Raw genomic sequence first — 19782 nt, 5'->3', positions numbered from 1 at the left:
GGCGCTACTCCGGATTGACGGCGATCACCAGCTTGCCGGTCGAGGAGCGACCTGCCATCAGCCGGTGCGCTTCCGCGGCCTCCGCGAGCGGGAACTCGGCGGTGATGGGCAGCCGTACCTTGCCGGAGGTGGCCAATTCGAAGGCGTGCGAGGCGATCTCGTGGAGAACGTCCGGGGCCTCGACGCTCAGGCCGAGAATGGAGAACCCGGCCACCGAGCGGCCCTGCGGGTAGAGGTCCGGCGCGCCGACCTGCCACGGGCCCGCTCCGCCCGCATTGCCGAAGGAGACCAGGCGGCCGAAGCGGGCCAGGGAATCCAGTGTGCGGCGCAGAGTTTCACCGCCGATGGACTCCAGTGCGAGGTCCACGCCGCGACCGCCGGTAGCGGCGGCGACCTCCGCGTCGAAGGACTCGTTCAGAAACGCTGCGTCATAACCGTATTCGCGGGCGTACTCGGCCTTGGCCGGGCTGGACACCACGCCGTACACCGCGCCCGCGCCCGCGAGCTTGGCGATCTGCGCGACCACCGTGCCGACGCCGCCCGCCGCGGCCTGCACCAGCATGGTCTCCCCGGGCTGCAGGCGGCCGACGGTGTGCACCAGGGCGTAGGCGGTCGGCAGCACCGTGGGAAGCGTTGCGGCGGTGCGCAGATCGACGCCCTCCGGCACCGGGAACACCGTCGCGGCCGAGACGACCGCGACATCGGCGTACGCGCCGCCGTCGGTGATGGCGGCCACCGCCTGGCCGACCCGCAAACCCTCGACACCCGCGCCCACGGCCCGCACCCGCCCGGACAATTCCAGCCCCGGCACGAACGGCAGCCCCGGCACCCGATAGCCCACGGCCCGCGCCTGCAGATCCGCGAAATTCACTCCGACATAGGCCACGTCGATGGATACCCGCCCGGCCCCCGGCTCCGGCACCGCGAGCTCCACCGACCGCAGCACCTCCGGTCCGCCGAATTCGTCGAATCGAATCGCACGCATGCCGCCACACTCCCTCTCCGCCTGCTCACCGGCGGGGTCGAACCACATCATCCGAACGCCGGACGCACCGCCTTGCAGCACCCGGGCGTCACCGGCTATTCCGCATGCTGCCCTTGAAGTCTCACTCCCGCCACCCGGTCCGGCGGGACACCGCTACCCGGAGCGATCGGCGTTGCGAGCGGTGCCGCGGTGGGCGGTGACCGTGGTGGGGTCCTCGGGCCAGGAGTGTTTCGGGTAGCGGCCGCGCAGGTCGGCGCGGACCTGGGGCCAGCCGGTGCGCCAGAAGGACGGCAGGTCGGCGGTGACGGCCACCGGGCGCTGGGCCGGGGACAGCAGGTGCAGCAGGATCGAGGCGCGTCCGCCGGCCAGGCGGGGCGGCTCGGTCCAGCCGAAGATCTCCTGCACCTTGACCGCGAGCACCGGCGGGTCCGCGGAGTAGTCGAGGCGGACGCGGCTGCCGGAGGGGACCTCCAGTCGTTCGGGGGCAAGCTCGTCCAGGCGTGCGGCATCGGGCCACGGGAGCAGGCGGCGCAGGGCCTGACCCGCGTCGGCGCGCTCCAGGTCGGTGCGGCGGCGGGCGGTGGAAAGCTCCGGGGCGAGCCAGGTTTCGGCGTCTGCCAGCAGGGTGTCGTCATCGACGGCGGGCCAGGGCGCACCGAGGGTGCGGTGCAGGAAGTCCAGGCGCTGCCGCAGGCTGCGAGCATCCTCGTCCCAGCGCAGCAGGTCCAGGCCGGTGGCGCGCAGTCCGCGCAGCAGGGCGGCCGACACCAGGCTCGGATCCGGATCCCTGAGCGGCTGCTCCGACAGCACGATCGCGCCGAGGCGCCGCACGCGGCGGGCCACCAGATCACCGTCGGCCCAATCGACCTCGTCGGCGGTCTCCAGGAGGTTCGCGGCGGCCTGCCGGGCGAGCTGCTCATCGGCCTTGGCGGCCAATCGGATTCGTCCCTCGGCCTGACCCGGGTCGCGCCCGGCCACCGCGATGGCGAGCCATTCGGCGTCGCCCAGCCCGCTGCCCGGTGGCAGGGTCACCGCGGTGCCGCCCGCCATCAGGTAACTGGCCGAACCGGGGGCCCGGCGGCGGGCCAGCCGTTCCGGATAGGCCAGTGCCGCAACGAGAGCCGGGTCGTCCACGCCGTCGCCCTCGACGAGTTTCGCCAGCCGCTGCGCCTCCCGCTGCCAGCGGGCGGGCCGGTCGCCGCGCAGGCTCCGCAGTGCCGCGGCCAGATCGATACCGGGAGCGAGGGAATCGTCATCGAGCAGCGCGACCACCTCGGCGGCCGCCCGTGCCCCCACCTCGCGCGCGCCGTCGAGCAGTGCGCGCGCCAGGCGCGGATGCAATCCGACGGCCGCCATCCGCCGTCCCCGATCCGTCACCGCCCCATGGTCATCCACCGCGTCGAGCGCCCGCAGCACCGCCCGCCCGGCCGCCAGGCCACCCGCCGGAGGGGCATCCCACCAGGCCAGCGCCTGCCCGTCGACGGTGCCCCAGCACGCCAGTTCCAAGGCCAGCCGGGTCAGATCGGAGGTGCGGATCTCCGGTTCCGGATACGCGGGCAGGGTCGCGTGCTCGTATTCCGGCCAGCACCGCCACGCCCACCCCGGGCCTTCGCGGCCCGCGCGTCCGGCCCGCTGCTCGGCCACGGCGGCCGAAACCCGCACGGTCGCAAGCCCGGACAGCCCGCGCCGATGATCGATGCGTGGCACCCGCGCCAGCCCCGAGTCCACCACCGCCCGGACCCCCGGCACGGTCAGACTGGATTCGGCCACCGCCGTGGACAGCACCACCCGCCGCCGCGCGCCCGGCCGCAGCGCCGCGTCCTGAGCCGCGGCGGACAGCCTGCCGTGCAAGGGCAGCACGTCCACGTCGGGCAGTCCCGACAACAGGTCGGCGGTCCGGCGGATCTCCCCCGCCCCGGGCAGGAAGACCAATACATCGCCCGCGCTGCCCACCAATGCCTGGCGGGTCACCCGCGCCACCTGCTGCTCGATCCGCTCCCGGGCGCCCGGCGGCACGTACTCCAGCTCGATCGGATAGGCCCGGCCCCGCACCTCCAGCACCGGCGCCGCGGGCGCCCCCTCCCCGCCCAGCAGCGCCGAAAGCCGGTCCGCCGCAACGGTCGCCGAGGTCGCCAGCACCCGCAGGTCCGGCCGCAGCCCGGCCCGGGCATCCAGGAGCAGGGCCAGCAGCAGATCCGCGTCCAGGTGACGTTCGTGGCACTCGTCCATGACGACCACGTCCACCCCGGCCAGCTCCGGATCGTTCTGCAGCCGCCGCACCAGCAGCCCGGAGGTCACCACCTCGATCCGAGTCCCGGCGCCCACCTTCCGGTCTCCGCGCACCGCATACCCGACGGTCTCTCCCACCCGCTCGCCCAGCAGCGCCGCCATTCGCGCGGCCGCCGCCCGCGCCGCCAGCCGGCGCGGCTCCGCCACCACCACCCGTCCGCCGGTGGTCGCGGCCAGGGCCAGCGGGACCAGCGTCGTCTTGCCGGTTCCGGGCGGCGCGACCAGTACAGCGGTGCCGCATTCGCCCAGGGTGGCCACGATGCGGTCCAGCGCCGGGCGTACGGGGAGGTCGGGAAGATCAGGCAGCTTCATTACCCGCTCAGTCTGCCGCCCCGGCGACGCGCCGTCGCCACCGGCGTCGGCGGCGACGGCCCGGAACGACAGATACCCTGACCGGTTCGTGCCGTTACGCGCAGCGGGCGGAACCGGACTAGGGTGAGTCAGCCGATCTTGGACGAGGAGCCGCACACCACATGGGAATTCGATCCCGCCGCTGGTCGAGTCATTCCGGATTCCCTGCGGCGCCCGCACTCTCGGGCGTTTTCGCGCTGGGCGCGATGCTGCTGCCCGCGCCGCCCGCCGGGGCCGCACCGCATCCCTGGGCGCCCGCACCGGTGAACAGCTGCGGCGAGACCGGATTCGACCCGCTGGATCGCCGAGCGGACCCGAATGGCGCCCAGCCGCAGGGCAATCAGACCATCAAGGTCCCGGTGCCCGTGCCCCAGATCGTCACCGTCCAGGTGCCCGGCCCGAAGCCCGACAACACCCGTGTCGATCCGGTCGCGCTGCCCGCCGACCCTTGCGCCAATCCGTGCCCGGATGTCCGCGACACCGTCCCGGCCCCGGCGAATCAGCCCGGCGGCGGCAGCGCGTCGCTGCCCCAGGTCGAGATCACCACCGAGCCCGAACCCATCCCGATCGTGGTGCCGGGCGGCGAGCCACCCGAACCCCAGGCCACGCCCACCGCGGCCGTCCAGTCCGCCGCGCCCGCGCCCGTGGCCGCGGCGGTCGGCGCGCCGCAGGTGGATTCGGTCCAGCTGGTCAACCAGGTCACCGGGCAGGGCTCGGTCAATCGCACCGATATGCGCTGGTCGGTCGACGGCACCGACCTCGGGCTCATGTGGGAGACCAAGCCCGGCCAGGTCGCCGTGATGTTCGGCGACACCTTCGGCAAAGGCTGGAAACCCACCGGCGCCGGCACCGACCAGCAGGACTGGCGCAGCAATGTGCTGGCCTACAGCAGCACTCGCGATCTGTCGCAGGGTCTGATCCTCGACGACTTCGTGCAGAACAGCCGCTGCCACGCCGCCGAACTGCTCGACAGCCGCAAGATCAAGAACTTCGAGACCACCACCATCCCCACCTCGGGATTCGCCGTCGGCGACCGCCAGTACCTGACCTACATGTCGGTCAACCACTGGTCCAAGATCCCCGGCATGTGGTCGACCAACCTCGGCGGCATCGCCTGGTCCGACGACAACGGCCGCACCTGGACCAAATCGCAGTGGGCCCGCTGGGACAACCTGTTCGGGCTCGGCCGCTTCCAGGTCGCCACCATGGTTCCGCACGGCGACTACGTCTACATGTTCGGCACGCCCAACGGACGCCTCGGTGTCATCGGCCTCGCCCGCGTCCACGCCGACCAGGTCCTGAACAAGTCGGCCTACCAGTACTGGATCGACGGCACCTGGACCCCCGCCGACGGCCCCAACGAATTGCTCGCCACACCACTGGTTTCCGGCACCGCCAGCGAACTGTCCGTCCAGTACGACCCCGAGTCGAACCAGTGGCGGATGGTCTACCTCGACGTCACCCGCAACCAGATCGTCCTCCGCACCGCCGGCGAACCCCAGGGCGCCTGGTCGGATCCGACCCCGCTGCTCAGCACCGACGACTACCCCACCGCCTACGGCGGCTTCATCCACCCCTGGTCCACCGCCAAGGATCTCTACTTCACCATCTCCACCTGGAACAGCTACAACGTCTACCTCATGCACGCGACGCTGAAGTGAGAGCGACCCGCTGAGCGCTCCCGCTCGATTGCCGCCAGGTGTCGGTTACGCGACGGATCGGTGGAGATCCCGTCCGGCGTCGTGATCTTGTTGGCCGGCAGCGCGATGCTGACACGACCGAGCCGGGTCCGGGATCAGGTCGAAGGGAGCGCGCGTTGGGGTTGCGACGTCGTCAGGTATTGACCGGGATCATGGGGCTGGGCGGACTGTTCGTCGCCGGCAGCGTGCCGTACCGGGGCAACGGGCTGCTCCCGCGCGCCTCGCGGCCCGCGGCCATCGTGTTTCCGCCGGTGGCCGCCGGGCGTGAGTTGAGTCCGCGCCAACTCGGCCGGGTCGGTGTGCTCAACGGGACCTTGACCTCGGTCTCCTGGGTCGACGAAACCGGTCGACCGCTACCGGGCGCGCTCTCCGCGGATCGCCTGGCCTGGATCAGTTCCGAACCACTCGGCTACGGCCACACCTATACGGCGTCGGTGGTGGCGAACGGCGAGACCGGAGACGTCGACACCACCGCCGTCTTCACCACTGTCCGGCCCGACACGCTGACCAGCGTCTCCTTCCGCTCGAACAATCTCCTCGACATCCAGGACGGTGAAACCTACGGCATCGGCCTGGTGCTGGTCGCGCACTTCGACGAGGCCGTCGACCGCGCCGCCGCGGAACGCACCCTCCGGGTCACCACCGAGCCCCACGTGCCGGGCGCGTGGTACTGGCTCGACGACCGCAATGCGCACTGGCGTCCGGAGACCTATCACACGCCCGGCACCCGGATCACGGTGGCGGCGAACCTGTTCGGCACCCGCCTCGGCGACGGCGTGTACGGCCGGGACGACCAGGGGGTCTCCCTGGTGATCGGCCCCTCCCACATCGCCATCGCGGACGACAACACCAAACACATCGAAGTCTTCGAGAACGGCAACCTGGTTCGCACCATGCCCACGTCCATGGGCCGGGGCGGTACCGCCGTGGTGGGCGGGCGGGTGTTGTCGTTCTGGACCCATCCCGGGGTCTACACCGTGCTCGACAAGAACAGCGTCGTCAGCATGGACTCCTCCAGCTACGGCCTGCCCGTCAACTCCGGCCTCGGCTACCGCGAAAACATCAGAAATGCCGTCCGTATCAGCCACGACGGCATCTACCTGCACGAACTCGCCGCGACGGTCTGGGCTCAGGGCAATACCAACGTCTCACACGGCTGCCTCAACCTCAGTCCCGCGGACGCCGCCTGGTTCTTCGACTTCGCCAACCCCGGCGATGTGGTCGAAGTCCGCAATACCGGCGGCGATCCGCTCGACATCGGGCAGGGCGGTGACTGGACCATCCTCTGGCCGGACTGGCAGCGGGGCAGCGCCCTGGCCTGAGCGCCGTCGGCGGTCTGCGGGCAGGAAGTCGTCGAGCGCCGCCGCGACCAGGGCGGGCTGCTCCAGGGCCTGCATGTGCGGGGCGCCGGGCAGTTCGCGGTACTCGGCCACGGGGATGCGCTCGGCGACCCCCTTCATGATCGCGGGCGTGGTCGAGGCGTCACGCTCGCCGGCGAGGACGAGCACTGGAGAAGTGAAGTCCGACAACCGGTTCTGTACCTCGAGACCGCTGAAGGCGCGCCAGGCGGCGGCCCAGTCGACCGGGTTGCCACGCAGGACCTGCTCGCGCGCATAGCGGACCGGCCGGGGTTCTCGGCCGCGAATTCGGGCGTGAACCAGCGGGTGAGCGAGGGCGCGACCTGGGCGGGCATGCCGTCCGTCTCACCAGATCGGGCGCGGTTCTCGAACGCGTCGAAGGGGAAGTCGGTGGTGGCCGCCAGGGTCAGCGAGGCGAAGCGCTCCGGTGCCGCGACCGCGGCGGTCTGCGCGATGCCGCCGCCGTAGGACAGGCCCACCACCTGTGCCGTCTCCAGACCGAGCGCGTCCATGACACCGAGCAGATCCGCACCGGCCTGGGTCATGGTGTGCGGACTGGGCGCGCCCGCGGCCCAGCCGTGCCCGGCGGCAGCGGGGTCAGCGGGTGCCGGGCCATGAGTCCCGCGATCTTCTCCCGCGCCGCCCCCGCTGGGCATCGAGCCTCCATTCCGCGTCCGTTCCAAGGTATGTGCGGACCCACCCCTCGTTGGGCCCGGACCGGGCAAATCTATCGGTGTTCCGACGGCGGTATGGGGATGGAACGCGCCTGCTAGGGGACATTTCGTGCCAAAGTGAATGATTCGATCCGCATGACTCGACCACGAATGGCGTTCAGATCACATTCACGGTAAGTCGGCGGTTTCGGTCACGCTGCGGGCCAATCGTTCTCGGTCCCGGCGACCTTGTTGGTTGCGACACCTCGCAGGATGACGTCGAGTACGTCGCGCAGTTCGCCGGCTATCCGCTCCTGGTCGGTCGTGCGGCGGGCCCAGCGGTACACGACCCCGAGGTAGGCGTCGCGGAGGAGGTTCCCCAGCAGGACCGGATCCGCGCGTGCGTCGATGTCGCCGCGCCGGACGCCGATCTCGATGATCCGCGCGAAAACCTCGGCGGTGTACGGCTCTTCGGTGAGCGGGCGGCCCGTCTTCACCCACGCCGTCAGCATGATCTCGGTGACTCCGCGCTGCGCCTCACTGAGCTGGGCGAGACCGGCCATGCACCGGTGCAACAGCGCGCCGGTGTCGCTCGCCCCGGTCCCGAGTGGCTGCTCGATCCGGTCCATCAGAGTGCGGCGCCGGTCCTCGGCCCACTCGGTGATGAGGTCTTCCTTGCGCGGGAAGTGATTGAAGAAGGTACCGCGCGACACGTCCGCGCGCTCCGCTATCTCGTCGATCGTCGTTGCGTCGTAGCCTTTTTCGGCAAACAACTCCAGCGCGGACGTGTAGATCCGGGCACGGACCCGCTGCCTGTTGCGCTCCCTGCGGCCGATCACGGGTATATCGGTGGTAGTCACCATGTTTCGCTCCCCCTCAGGTCCGGCTCCCCACCGGTCCATGAATCACAGATCCTAACCCGCCCCAACGCGGGCAGCCCCGGAACCAGTGGTTCCGGGGCGGGGAGCGGCGGCCTGTCAAGCAGCCAGGGAGCCCAGGAAGCCCAGGAGTATCTGTGCGTCGTCGCCGTAGTCGACGTGCGCCTTCGAAGCGTAGAAGGTGGCCATGTCGACGCCCTGGCGGCTCAGTTCCAGCAGATCGTTGATACTGTCGATACCGCCGATGCTGAGCAGGGTTTGCGCGGCGACGCGGAGATCACCCCGTACGGCGTTGGTGAGGGGGCCGAGAACGGAGCCGGCCAGATCGAGTCCGGCCGGGGCGAGGGTCGCCACTTCGGCAGCGGCGCCGGACGCGTCGTTGCGGGTGAGGGATTCGACTGCGCGCCACAGGGTTTCCTGCATGTGGCCGACATTTCCCGCGATGCGCAGGATGTCGATCTGGGTCAGGGCATCGGCGATCACGCTGGCAGCGGCGGTCCAGCCCGACGGGTCGATGGCCGCGGCCGCCCGGATGACCGAGCCGATGAGGGGCAGGTCCACGCCCGCGGCCGCCTGGACCATCGGAGCCAGAGCCATATTGAGATTGCTCGCGATCTCGTGCGCGCCACTGATATCGCCCGCTTGGATCAGATCGGGGAGATTGGTGAGGCTTTGGAGAATGGCGGGCAGGTTCGCCGCGGTCGCCGTCCAGCCGGCGCCGACCTTCACGGCCTGCGCGAGCAGTGTGCTGGGATCCGTGCCCGCGGGAATCAGGGATGCGATCATCGCGGAGTCACCGCTGAGCACCCGGCCGAGCGCAAAGAGGAACGGCGACGTGGCGGCATTGAGCGAGCAGTACAGGTCGCCTTCGACGCACAGGGTGCGCACCCGATCGGTCAGCGCACCGAAGTCCTGACTCCGCGTCCCGGCGATGCCGTGACCGGGTTGCGGGTCGCCCAGCGAGAGAGTGGTTCTCGGATCGCGATGCGGATCGGCCAGCAGCCCCACGCCGACCACCCGATCGGCGCTGATCGGCCCCTCGCCATTGCCGATCTCGGTCGCGAAATCGCCGATCCCGTCCGCGCCCTGGCTGTACCCGGCGAGGAACACTCGCGTCGAACCGCACAGACTGCTCGCCATCTGATGCAGCCGGGATTCGAGGGTGCTCAGGGATTGCGCATAGCTCAGCCCCTGATCGAAAGCGCTCGCCGCATACGGGGCGTAGAGCACGGTGATGTCACTGCCGTACTGCCGTTGCAGCCCATCGCCGATCGGCCTGAGCATGCCGACCGGCACCATCGGATCCGCATCGAAACGCGTCTCCCAGGTCCCCGGCGCGAGAATCGCCGTATACGGGGTACAGGGCAGTGCGCCGTGCGTCTCCGCCCGCGCATCGCCGGCCACCGTGGTCCCGACCGTGACGCCCGCGGCGACCAAGATCGCCGCGCACGCCGTCGCCAGCCTGCTCATTGTCCAATTCCTCTGGTGCCGAAGGGGTTTCGGGCCGGTGCGGCGGCAGGTCCTCGTTCGGCTGCGCAGCATAGACAATTCTCGCCACTCGCGGTCGGTTTCGCAGGCTTTTCAGACACATAATCGTTTCAGACCACGTCAGGGGGCTGCGCGCCACCACGCCGAGCAGGCGGAGAGCGAAAAGGCCCCGGAGAGAATCTCTCCGGGCCCTTCCTTTGTAGCGGGGACAGGATTTGAACCTGCGACCTCTGGGTTATGAGCCAACGAGGACCCGTCCCGGGCGGTCCCACCTGTGCGACGGAACCCGTTCCGTGCTGGTCAACGGGGTTTCGATTGTCCGCCCTGTCCGCTGCGTGACACCCGGCCCGCTGGATTTCGCCGTGTCCGGTTGCCGAATCCGTTGCCAATCCCGGCCGCTGGAGACGGTGCAGGCGCGTTGTCCGGCATCGGCAGCGTCCCGCCGAGTGTGGTGGCAGAACAGCAGCCCATCGCGTCTCGTCAGTCGTGTGTCCGGACCGAGTTCAAGGTCCGGGTGAGCCAATCGGTGCGAGCCCGGCGGGCGGCGATGGCGAGTTCGGCGTGCGGGAACAGCGAGTCGAAGCCGTGGCAGCCGCCTGCCCATACATGGAGTTCGGCCTGACCTCCGGATGCCCAGATCCGCGTCGCGTAGTCGACGTCCTCGTCTCGGAAAACCTCCGCGGACCCGACGTCGATATAGGCGGCGGGCAGGCCGGAGAGGTCGCCGGCGCGGCTGGGCGAGATGTAGGCCGGGATCAGGTCGTCGGGGATTTCGGCCAACACGGCGTTCCAGGCGTAGGCATTGGTTTCGCGGGTCCACACGGCTGGCTCGCCCGAGTACTGGAGGCTGGAGATGGTGGTGTTGCCATGGTCGAGCATCGGACAGCTCAGGATCTGGGCGAGGATGGGCGGCCCGCCCAGGTCGCGGGCCATGAGCGCGACGCCTGCCGCGAGGCCGCCGCCGGCGCTGGTGCCCGCGATGACGATCTTGGCCGGATCGATGCCGAGGTCGTCGCAGTGTTCGGCGATCCAGAGCAGGCCGTGGTAGCAATCCTCGACGGGGGTGGTGCCGCCGTGCTCGGGGGCCAGCCGGTAGTCGACGGTGACCACGACCGCTCCGGCCGCGTCGAGCCATTCCAGGGGGATGTCGAGCTGAGAGTACCTGTCCCCCATGATCATTCCACCGCCGTGCATCCAATAGACGCACGCGGCGTTCCCGGTCGCGGCGGCGGGAGTGAAAACGGTGAGCGGGATGTCGGCTCCGTCGGCGGCGGGTGCGATGACCTCCCGCCGGTCCACGGTGCGGCTGCCGAGCAGGACTTCGAGCGGAGTGGAGGGCACCTGCCGGAACTGGGTGAGGAGCTCGTCGGTGATCGCCGGGACCAGCGGCATCGAGGTGAGCAACACGGCGAGTTCGGGATCGAGAGCGGGGCGGGCCAGAGGAGACATGATCTATCTTTCGGGTGGGGTGCTTCGATGATCAGAACAGCGCTTTGCCGCCGACCGGGACGTAGTCGGTGTACGGCCCCTCGCCGGTGACCAGAGCCCCGACCTTCGCGACGATCGCCTGGGCCGCGGCGCCCGCGAAGCGCCGGTGGTGGTCTTCTTCGCTGGTCCAGCCCTCCGTGATGTGAATCGTGTCCGGAGCCGAAGCCGATCGGCAGACCAGGTAGACGCGGCAGTGCTCGCTGGCGGCCGGGTTGCCCTCCTCCAGTCCGCTCAGCAGCAGGGTGACGAGTTCGTCGGCCATACCGGGGCGGGCGGTCAGGGTGGTGTTGAATCCGTAGCCGACGGTCATGTCAGATACTCCTTCGAGTGGTTGAGTGAAGTCTTCCGGCCGATGTGTCGTCCGGTTTGGGGTATGCATCTATTGCACGGTTTTTCGGGCAACTCCGGTAGCAGAAAGCTCGCTCGTACTTGCCTGATCCTCCAGATCAATGAGTGCGCGAAGTTTGATTGTGCTGCAATCGGGACATGAGTCTCGAGGAGCTGGACGCCCTACTGGCCAAGCACGTCCGAGCCGATGAGACGACCGCGATCGACGGATTGCACATCGCCAAGGTCGAGCACACGGCTCCGCCGACGATGGAGATGTCCGGCACGGTGCTCGCGGTTCTGACCCGCGGCGTCAAACGTCTCGCGGTCGGCGATCAGGTGCAGGAATACCGTCCCGGCGGTTACCTTGTCGCTTCGATCGACCTGCCGGTGACCGGCCAGTTCGTCGACGCGCGACCCGGCCGCCCCGCACTGGGTTTCGCGCTGGTCCTGGACTCGTCGGTGATCGCCGAGTTGCTGCTCGACGCCGCTCCCGCCGATCTCGTTCGCAGCCGGTCGGCGACGGTGCCGGGCATCGCGGTCGGGTCGCTGACACCCGAACTGCTCGACGCCTCGGTGCGCCTGCTCCGGCTCCTCGATCATCCGCGCGACCGAGCGGCACTGGCTCCCCTGATCAAACGAGAGATCTTGTGGCGCTTGATCACCGGCGAGCAGGGCGCCACGATCCGGCAGCTCGGGCTCGCCGACAGCGGCCTGCACCATATCGCTCGAGCCGTGCGGTGGATTCGCGACAACTACGACGAGCCGTTCCGTGTCGCGGACCTGGCGCGACTGGCCGGCATGAGCCCTTCGGCGTTCTACCGGAACTTCCAGACGGTGACGACTCAGAGCCCCGTCCAGTTCCAGAAACGGATCCGCCTGGAGCATGCCCGCCTGCTGCTCGCGTCGCGGCCGAACGACGTGACAGCCATCGCCCACCGCGTCGGTTACGACAGCCCATCGCAGTTCAGCCGCGAATATCGGCGCTTGTTCGGCAGGCCGCCGAGCCAGGAAATGCCTGGCGCTCACCGTGCGCCGACCGTCGCGTGAGCCTGTGCGGCAGTCGATTTCACCCGCGTAACGACGTCGCCGCGCGGGCGCGAACGCGGCCTGCGGCAGTAGTAGACGAAGGCCGGCGGCATGTTGGCCCACACGGTGCGGCAGGCGAGCACCTCCTCGAAATGGTCTGTGAGCCGGCGCCGAAGTCGGCGGGCCGGCGGCATCCAACGTGTGGAGCTGTACGCGAAAGTGGAGAAGACGCCATCGGATGCCAAGCCACCCGCGATGGCGGCAAGCAGATCATCCTGACGTTCGGGGGCGAACGCGGCCCAGGGCAGACCGCTGACAATGACATCGGCGTACCCGAAACCGTTGCCGGTCAGGACTTCCCGGAGATTGCTCGCGTCACCCACGGTGACGTGGACGGCCGCGAACCGGGTGGCCGTCGCAGCCGCGAAGCGCTCATTGATCTCGATGGCGAGGTGGTGTCCGCGCCCGGGCAGCCGCCGCTGGATCGCCGCGGTGAATGCTCCTGTGCCGGGTCCGAGTTCGAGCACCACGGGCGCGCCGTCGAGCGGTACGGGAACCGTGACGGCTGCGGCCAGCGCCGCGCTGCTGGGCGTGACGGCCGCGACTACGCCTGGGGCACGCAGGAATTCGGCGAGGAAGCCGAAACGGTGGACGGTGGTCATGGTGAATGCTCCCAACGGCTGTGATCGTGACAGGTTCAACTGTTGCCGCAGCGGTGAGGGAGCACATCTGTCGTTCGTCTCTCGATCTCGGCGCGTATCGCGTTCCGCGACTTAGTCACCGGAACCGTGAGGGCCGGGTGGATCGGCCCGATCGGGCTGCCGTGACAGCGCGTCCGCGAGCCCGGCCCGCGAGCTCACCCCGAGTTTCGGGAAGATCCGATAGAGGTGGGCCCCGACGGTACGGTGCGACAGATACAGCCGCTCACCGATCTGCCTGTTGGTCAGCCCCCGCGCCGCCAGCCGGGCGATGAGCGCTTCCTGGTCTGTCAGGGCCGTGAGCACCGTACGCGCTGATATCGAGTCGCCCTGCCGATAACCTGTGGCGCGCAGCTCGTTTCGTGCCCGCTCGAGCCACGGCACGGCGCTCATCGCCGCGAAACCGTCCCGCGCCGCGATCAGATGCGGTCGTGCTCTCCTCACCTCGGATGCCCGGCGCAGTCGCTCGCCCAGGACGAGCCGGACCCGGGAGGCGTCGAACTGCCACCGATCGATGTCCGGCGAGGTCAGCACTTCCTCCAGTCCGGACAGGGCATCTTGGCCGTCAGCGGTGAGAGCCTCGGCTCCGGCGACGAGCAGCGCCATCCGGGGTGATAGCGCGGCCACGTCGGCGGCGCGCATGGCCTCGACGTGGGCACGCGCCTCACCGATGCGGCCGGTGCGCACGGCGGCTTCCACAAGGTCGAACATGACCCAGGTGCAATGCGGGATGTGAGAGGCGAGGACTCCGGGAGGGCTCATGGCGGCGGCGTGCTGGAACGCCGCTTCGAAGTCGCCGCCACCCAGGGCGGCCAGCACGCGCGGATGCCGGGCGAAGACCGTCGCCGCCGATACTCCGCGCGGCAGAGCCCAGTGGGCGATCTCGTCGGCCAGCTCATGGGCCTGCGCGAAGCGGCCGCGACCGGCCGCCATGAGCGCACGATGGTATCGGAAATACCAGGCGAAGAAGGGGAAACCCGCACTGTCGCAAACCGTTTGGCCTTCGTCGGCGAGTTGCTCGGCCTCGTCCCATCGGCCGGTCAGATAGTCGTCCAGGCACAGGTGCATGAGCGCGCCGAGGTGCCGGCGGGGCGAGCCGCCGTTACGCCCCTGATGAACGATGCGCCAGGATGGCTCGCGCGAATCCGCCAATCGGTCCAGGTACACCGACGCCGTGCCGATCCTCATGATCCGGGTGGGGTCGGTCTCCTCGGGCAGAGTGGCCAGGATGGCGTCGGCCGACTCCGATGCGGTGGCGGCGGTCCGCGCGGGGTCGGGGAAGGTCCGGCTGATGAGCGCGAGGATCGGCGGCGGCGCCGGGCGCAGGCGGTCCAGCGCGCGAAAGTACGGCTCCCAGTAGCGGGGCGCACCGCCGTACCAGCACAGCAGCAGCAAGGTGTGCATGGCTTCGATCAGCGCCGGGTCATCAGCCTGATAACCGTGGTCGGCGGTCTCGATCGCTCCCACCAGCAGCCGGTGCGCGGTGTCCACGTCGCCGTCGCCGTTGAGCATGAGGAATGCGGCCGCGTTGGCCGCGTGCAGGGAGCCGGTGGGGTCCGGGGGCGCCAGCTGCGCGTCGGTCAGCAGCCGCCGCGCGGCGTCGCCGGTGCCGCCGGCTTCGGCCCCGATGTAGGCGGCTTCGGCGAGTCTCCGGCCGCGGTCGGCGTTCGCGGGACTCAGCTCGGCGGCTCGGATCAACGCGGTGATGGCCCCGAACGCGTCCCCGCGCAACATCGTTCGGTGTGCGGCCGCTTCGAGAAGTTCGGCGACGGCTTCGTCCGGGCCGTCCGCGGCATGGGCGAAATGCCAGGCTCTGCGTTCCCGATCCGCGGGAAGCGCGGCCGCGAGCCGGACGTGCGCGCTGCGACGTTCCTCATGGGTCGACATCGCGACGATGGAAGACCGAATCAGAGGATGCCGGAAGACGATTCGCGCGGCGTCATCGTCCACCCGCACGAGTTGTTCACGTTCCGCCGCGGCCAGGCAGGAGAGACCGTCACCTGTGTCGAGAATCGTCCGGAGCACCCGGAGGCTGCCGGTGCCTTCGAAGGTGGCCAGCAGCAGCAGTTGGCGCGTCAGGTCGGGCAGCGCGGCGATGCGGGCAGCGAAAAGCTGCTGTAATCGTTCGCTGAGCGGCACCAGCGCTGGCGCGTCTCGATCCGTGCGAGTATGCGCGGAGTCGGTGAGCGTCGATGGAAGCTCGAGCAATGCGAGCGGATTGCCCTGCGCGAGATCGAGCAATGACCGCCGGAGCGATGGCCGCAACCGCGGAAAGGAGGCATCGACCAGCTCCTGCGCGGCCTCGGGCGCCAGTGGTTCAATCACCATCGTGGCCATGTCCGCACGCCGCGCGAAACTCTCCGTTCCGGCGCGCGCCGACACGAGCAGTCCGGCACGGGTTCCCGCCAGCCGGCGGGTGAGAAAGCTCAGCACGACGGCCGAGGCTCTATCGATCCATTGGATATCGTCCACGAACAGCGCCATCGGCTGTTCGGCCGCGACCGCGCCGATCAGGGCGAGCGCCGCGTTGCAGACCAGCAGGACGTCCGGCGGTGATCCAGCGCCGAAACCCAGTGCGACGGTCAATGCTTCCCGCTGGTCGGCCGTCAGCTGCGGCAGCCGGGCATGCAACGGCAACAGCAGCTGATTCAGTGCGGCGTAGCTGATATCGGCTTCGAACTCCGATCCCGAGGCCCGCAAGACCTGCATTCCGCAGGTCTCGGCGCGGCGTGCGGTCGCGGTGAGCAGTGCTGATTTGCCGACGCCCGGTTCGCCCTCGAGCAGTACCGCCTCACCACCATCGAGAAACGCGGCGAGCCGGGCGAGTTCGGTGTCTCGCCCGAATAGGGTGGACTCGCTCATCGGCCGACCGCCACGCCGCGTTGCCGAGTTTCGATCTCGGGTCGTCGGCGGTCGAGGAGCAAGACGACCGGCAGCAGCGCGGCCATGACGCCGAGAGCGCCCAGCGGGGGCAATTGGCCGACCACGACCGACATCGAGAGCAGAATCGTCGCGGCGAGCAGACGCGGGCGGATGTCCACACCGGCGACGCGCCGGGCGAAGATCGCGGTGCCCGCCAGACAGACCGCCGCGCCGCCGGTCAGCGCGACCGCGCCGAACCACCCGAGTGGCCGCGTACTCGAAATGTGCGCCATCGCGACTTCGATCCCCAAGGCGGACAAGATGATTCCGGCGACGATTGGGAAATGCAGCAGACTGTATCCATGGTGGGCGGCGCGCGCTCGGTCCCGCGCGTCGAGTCCGGACAACGCCTGCTCCGCGGTCTCGGCCAGTCCGCTGAAATACCCTCGCCACAGTCCGATGGCGATCGCGACCGCCAGCAGCACGCCCACCAGCAGCGGGAGATCGATCGGCCCCGCCGCGGCGCCGATCGCCACGGTCGACTCGCCGAGCGCGAGAATGACCACCAGCCGATGTCGTTCGATGAAATGCGCAGCCGAGCCGATGCGGCTGCGCACGCCCCACGTGGTCAGGTTGGCGATGATCGGCTCGATGGTGACCGCGGCCAGCGCACACCACACCTGCCATGGCGATCCGAGCACCGCGCCGCCCACCAGCAGTGCGCCCGAGGGGACGAGCGAGCAGCACACCGTCTGCACCACTTCTCGCCGGGCTTCGCGACCTCCCACAGAAGTGACCAGGTAGACGGCGAAGTGGGTCAACCGAGCGCCGAGGTAGGCGGCAACGAAGACCAGCGGGCCCGACAGTCCGCTCGACCGGTCACCGTAGGCTTCGGGCACCACGACGGCCACGACGAATACCGCCGTCATGCCCGCGAACATGGCGACGCGCACGAAGCCCTCGTCGGCGTGAAGCTGATTGGCCAGCCAGCTGTAGGCCGTCCACGACCACCACAGCAGGGCGAGCACGATGAGACCCTGCAGGACGCCCATCGGCGTATGCGCTTCCGCCATCAATCGGCTGACCTGTGTGAACCCGAATACGTAGGCGAGGTCGAAGAAGAGCTCCACGGGGGTGACCCGATCGCCCTCCACACTCGCGACGGCTTTCGGCGGCGGTGCCGACCGATGCTCTCGCACCGCGTGCACCGTCGATCGACGTCTCACGGAACTGCGCTCCTCGCTGTACATCCCTGATTGTCTTCGCCATTCACCCGTGGCCGTTCCGGGAAGTCAACGAGATCGGCAGGATCGTGCAAGTGCCCGCGACTTCTGTGTCAAGACCACCGATCTGGGCGCTGGTTGCATGGAAATCGGCCTGGACACCCCATCCCACCGCGAACGGGAACCTGTCATGGCCGACGGCATCCGAAGCGAGATGACACTTTTCGCAACGGCAAGGCAGGCGACGGCGGCCAGCCGAACGGCTGACCGCCAAACCCGCTGCGCCGCTACGATGCACTCATCGCGCTGAGCCATGACCCCGCGTATCGACTGCACCGGCTCGCCGCAACCGCTGGGTCTGGAACGGCTGACCGGGCCGGTTGGCCTCGATCTGGGAGGGATCACCGTTGCCGAAACAGCCCTGTCCATCCGCGGAGAGCTCGTCGCAGCGCCCGCACAATCGCCGATGCGCCGCGAATTGCTGTGGTGCGGCGCGGAATCGGGCGGCGAGCCTCGACGAGCTGTGCGATCTGATGGACCGCCACGCCCGCCCCGACCTGACGACCGCCATCGACGCGGTCAGGATATTCAAGGCCGTCGCGCCCCAGCCGCCCAAACCCGTGACCTATGGCCGGGTCTTCGCGCTGGTCGGACAGGGCACCAAACGATTCGCGCTCGGTGAGCGCATGTACGAGCATCGAGCGGGGCAGTATCTCGTTGCCTCGCTGGACCTTCCGGTGGTCAGCCACTTCATCGAGGCAGCACCGGGCCGCCCGGGGCTCGGGGTCGGTCTCGACATCGATCCCGCCGAGATCATCGAGATGCTCATTCGCACACCGGCCAGTCTGCCGGAGGTCGCCACGCTCACACCGCCTGGTCTGGCGGTCAGCGACGCGGACGACGACCTGATCGACGCCGTCTTGCGCCTGCTGCGGCTACTCGACCGGCCGGGCGATATCGCCGTCCTCGCGCCGCTGATCAAACGCGAAATCCTGTGGCGGTTGATCACCGGTGAACAAGCCGCGATGATTCGCCAGTTCGGCACGCCCGAGAGCAATCTCAACCGCATCGCGACCGCTATCCATTGGATCAGAGAGCACTACCACCAGCCGTTTCGCGTCGAGGATCTCGCCGCCCGGGCAGCCATGAGCGTCTCGGCTTTCCACCGTAGTTTCAACGCTGTCACAACCATGAGCCCGGTCCAGTTCCAGAAGCGAATTCGGTTACACGAGGCCCGCCTGCTGCTCATCTCCAACCCCAGCGACGTGACCGGCATAGGCCGCAAGGTCGGTTACACCAGTCCCTCCCAGTTCAGCCGGGAATACCGGCGCCAATACGGTGCTCCGCCAACCCATGACGCCCGGGAATTCCTGCCCACCTCGGCCTCCCGGGCCAAAATCTGAGGATCGCGGGATGTCGAGAGCACGGCTGCGCTCTGGTTCACGATCAGCCGAAACAGGGCGGGTGCGGTGATAGTCGCCGTGGCCGACGATGTACAACCTCGCCCTCGTGTTCAACAAGGCCCGACACCTCGACGAGGCCCTTATCTGGGGCCTGGGTTAAGTCATAGGCCCTCGGATGGCCTTCGACTGAGCAGCCATCCGACAGATGTGGCGGGCGCCGGCCGCCACGCACAGTGAGTTCCGCACTCTTCCGAACGAGCGACAGGAGCCCTTCCACCATGAGCACAGTTCTGATCACCGGCACTTCATCCGGCTACGGGCGGGAAACCGCACGGCATTTCCTCGGGCGCGGGTGGAACGTCATCGCCACCATGCGAACGCCCCGCGCGGATGTCCTGCCCGAGTCCGACCGACTCCGCATCCTCCAACTCGACGTCACCGACCCCGACTCCATCGCTGCGGCGTTCGCCGCGGCGGGGCCCATCGACGCCCTGGTCAACAATTCCGGCATCGGGCTGATCGGCGCGTACGAAGGCACTCCGATGAGCCGGGTGCGGGAGATCTTCGAGACCAACACCTTCGGCGTCATGGCCACCACCCAGGAAGTGCTGGCCCAGTTCCGTGAGCGCGGCGCCGGAGTCGTGGTCAACGTGACCTCCAGCGTCGTGCTCGGGCACATGCCGCTCTCGGCCGTGTACAAGGCCAGCAAAGCGGCCATCGAGGGATTCACTGCGTCGCTCGCCCTCGAGCTCGCCGAGTTCGGCGTACGCGCCAAGACCGTCGAGCCCGGCACCTGCCTGACGACCAACTTCGCCGGCAAGGCGACCGACAACATCGACTTCACCGGCCCGCTGGACAAGCTGGTTCCACCGGCTTACGAACCGTTCGCGAAGCGGACCCTCGACCTGTTTCTGGAACAGGATCTGTTCACGCAGGAGAGCGACGTCGCCGAAACGGTATGGCGTGCGGTGCACGACACGACCGGGCAGCTGCGATTCCCCGCCGGCCCCGACGCGGTCCGGCTCGACCAGGCGAAGTGAGAGGAACACC

The 19782-nt window shown here is 69.2% G+C and carries 15 protein-coding genes; 5 read left to right on the top strand and 10 right to left on the bottom strand.

All coding sequences use genetic code 11. The features are described 5' to 3' along the window. Positions 1 to 4: 4 nt before the first annotated feature. A complete protein-coding gene (locus AB0L60_RS05825; protein WP_364607833.1) occupies positions 5 to 985 on the bottom strand; it encodes a zinc-binding dehydrogenase in 981 nt (326 codons plus the stop codon). A 153-nt stretch (positions 986 to 1138) separates the two neighbouring features. Further along, positions 1139 to 3586, bottom strand: a complete 2448-nt coding sequence (gene hrpB, locus AB0L60_RS05820) for an ATP-dependent helicase HrpB (RefSeq protein ID WP_364607830.1) — start codon at positions 3584 to 3586, stop codon at positions 1139 to 1141. Between the two features lie 161 nt (positions 3587 to 3747). Here hrpB and AB0L60_RS05815 point away from each other — a divergent pair, with 161 nt between their 5' ends. Next, positions 3748 to 5286, top strand: coding sequence for a DUF4185 domain-containing protein (locus AB0L60_RS05815; RefSeq protein WP_364607827.1), 1539 nt, complete (start codon positions 3748 to 3750; stop codon positions 5284 to 5286). Positions 5287 to 5441: 155 nt separating this feature from the next. Continuing rightward, the gene (locus tag AB0L60_RS05810) at positions 5442 to 6647 is read left to right on the top strand and encodes an Ig-like domain-containing protein (RefSeq protein ID WP_364607824.1); all 1206 of its coding nucleotides are present in this window, start codon (positions 5442 to 5444) and stop codon (positions 6645 to 6647) included. Positions 6648 to 6781: 134 nt separating this feature from the next. Here the strand turns inward: AB0L60_RS05810 and AB0L60_RS05805 are convergent, their stop codons facing one another. The 5 genes from AB0L60_RS05805 to AB0L60_RS05785 form a co-directional block, all read right to left on the bottom strand. Continuing rightward, positions 6782 to 7339 (bottom strand): alpha/beta fold hydrolase, encoded by a 558-nt coding sequence (locus AB0L60_RS05805; protein WP_364607821.1) that lies wholly within the window; start codon positions 7337 to 7339, stop codon positions 6782 to 6784. Positions 7340 to 7548: 209 nt separating this feature from the next. Continuing rightward, on the bottom strand, positions 7549 to 8199 hold the full coding sequence (locus AB0L60_RS05800; protein ID WP_364607818.1) for a TetR/AcrR family transcriptional regulator: 651 nt from the start codon (positions 8197 to 8199) through the stop codon (positions 7549 to 7551). Positions 8200 to 8313: 114 nt separating this feature from the next. Continuing rightward, positions 8314 to 9684 (bottom strand): cutinase family protein, encoded by a 1371-nt coding sequence (locus AB0L60_RS05795; RefSeq protein ID WP_364607815.1) that lies wholly within the window; start codon positions 9682 to 9684, stop codon positions 8314 to 8316. A 498-nt stretch (positions 9685 to 10182) separates the two neighbouring features. Then, positions 10183 to 11151, bottom strand: coding sequence for an alpha/beta hydrolase (locus AB0L60_RS05790; protein ID WP_364607812.1), 969 nt, complete (start codon positions 11149 to 11151; stop codon positions 10183 to 10185). Positions 11152 to 11182: 31 nt separating this feature from the next. Further along, positions 11183 to 11500, bottom strand: coding sequence for an antibiotic biosynthesis monooxygenase (locus AB0L60_RS05785; protein ID WP_364607809.1), 318 nt, complete (start codon positions 11498 to 11500; stop codon positions 11183 to 11185). Between the two features lie 176 nt (positions 11501 to 11676). Between AB0L60_RS05785 and AB0L60_RS05780 the strand changes: the two genes are divergently transcribed. Then, positions 11677 to 12567 (top strand): AraC family transcriptional regulator, encoded by an 891-nt coding sequence (locus tag AB0L60_RS05780; protein ID WP_364607806.1) that lies wholly within the window; start codon positions 11677 to 11679, stop codon positions 12565 to 12567. Here the strand turns inward: AB0L60_RS05780 and AB0L60_RS05775 are convergent. From AB0L60_RS05775 to AB0L60_RS05765, 3 genes are all read right to left on the bottom strand, one after another. After that, positions 12543 to 13208, bottom strand: a complete 666-nt coding sequence (locus AB0L60_RS05775) for a methyltransferase domain-containing protein (protein ID WP_364607803.1) — start codon at positions 13206 to 13208, stop codon at positions 12543 to 12545. The genes AB0L60_RS05780 and AB0L60_RS05775 overlap by 25 nt on opposite strands. 111 nt (positions 13209 to 13319) lie before the next feature. Then, complete coding sequence (locus tag AB0L60_RS05770) at positions 13320 to 16106, bottom strand: AAA family ATPase (protein WP_364607800.1); 2787 nt, start codon at positions 16104 to 16106, stop codon at positions 13320 to 13322. After that, positions 16103 to 17332 carry a low temperature requirement protein A gene (locus AB0L60_RS05765; RefSeq protein ID WP_364607797.1) on the bottom strand — a complete coding sequence of 410 codons (1230 nt, stop codon included), beginning with the start codon at positions 17330 to 17332 and terminating at the stop codon, positions 16103 to 16105. Before AB0L60_RS05765 ends, AB0L60_RS05770 begins: the two co-directional genes overlap by 4 nt. 404 nt (positions 17333 to 17736) lie before the next feature. Here AB0L60_RS05765 and AB0L60_RS05760 point away from each other — a divergent pair, with 404 nt between their 5' ends. After that, complete coding sequence (locus AB0L60_RS05760; RefSeq protein ID WP_364607794.1) at positions 17737 to 18732, top strand: AraC family transcriptional regulator; 996 nt, start codon at positions 17737 to 17739, stop codon at positions 18730 to 18732. Between the two features lie 278 nt (positions 18733 to 19010). Then, positions 19011 to 19772: an SDR family NAD(P)-dependent oxidoreductase gene (locus AB0L60_RS05755; RefSeq protein WP_364607791.1), complete on the top strand. Its 762-nt coding sequence runs from the start codon at positions 19011 to 19013 to the stop codon at positions 19770 to 19772. Positions 19773 to 19782: the final 10 nt, after the last annotated feature.

The organism is Nocardia sp. NPDC051981 (assembly GCF_040680715.1).
GTDB lineage: Bacteria > Actinomycetota > Actinomycetes > Mycobacteriales > Mycobacteriaceae > Nocardia.
This window is presented reverse-complemented; position numbering and strand designations above follow the sequence as displayed.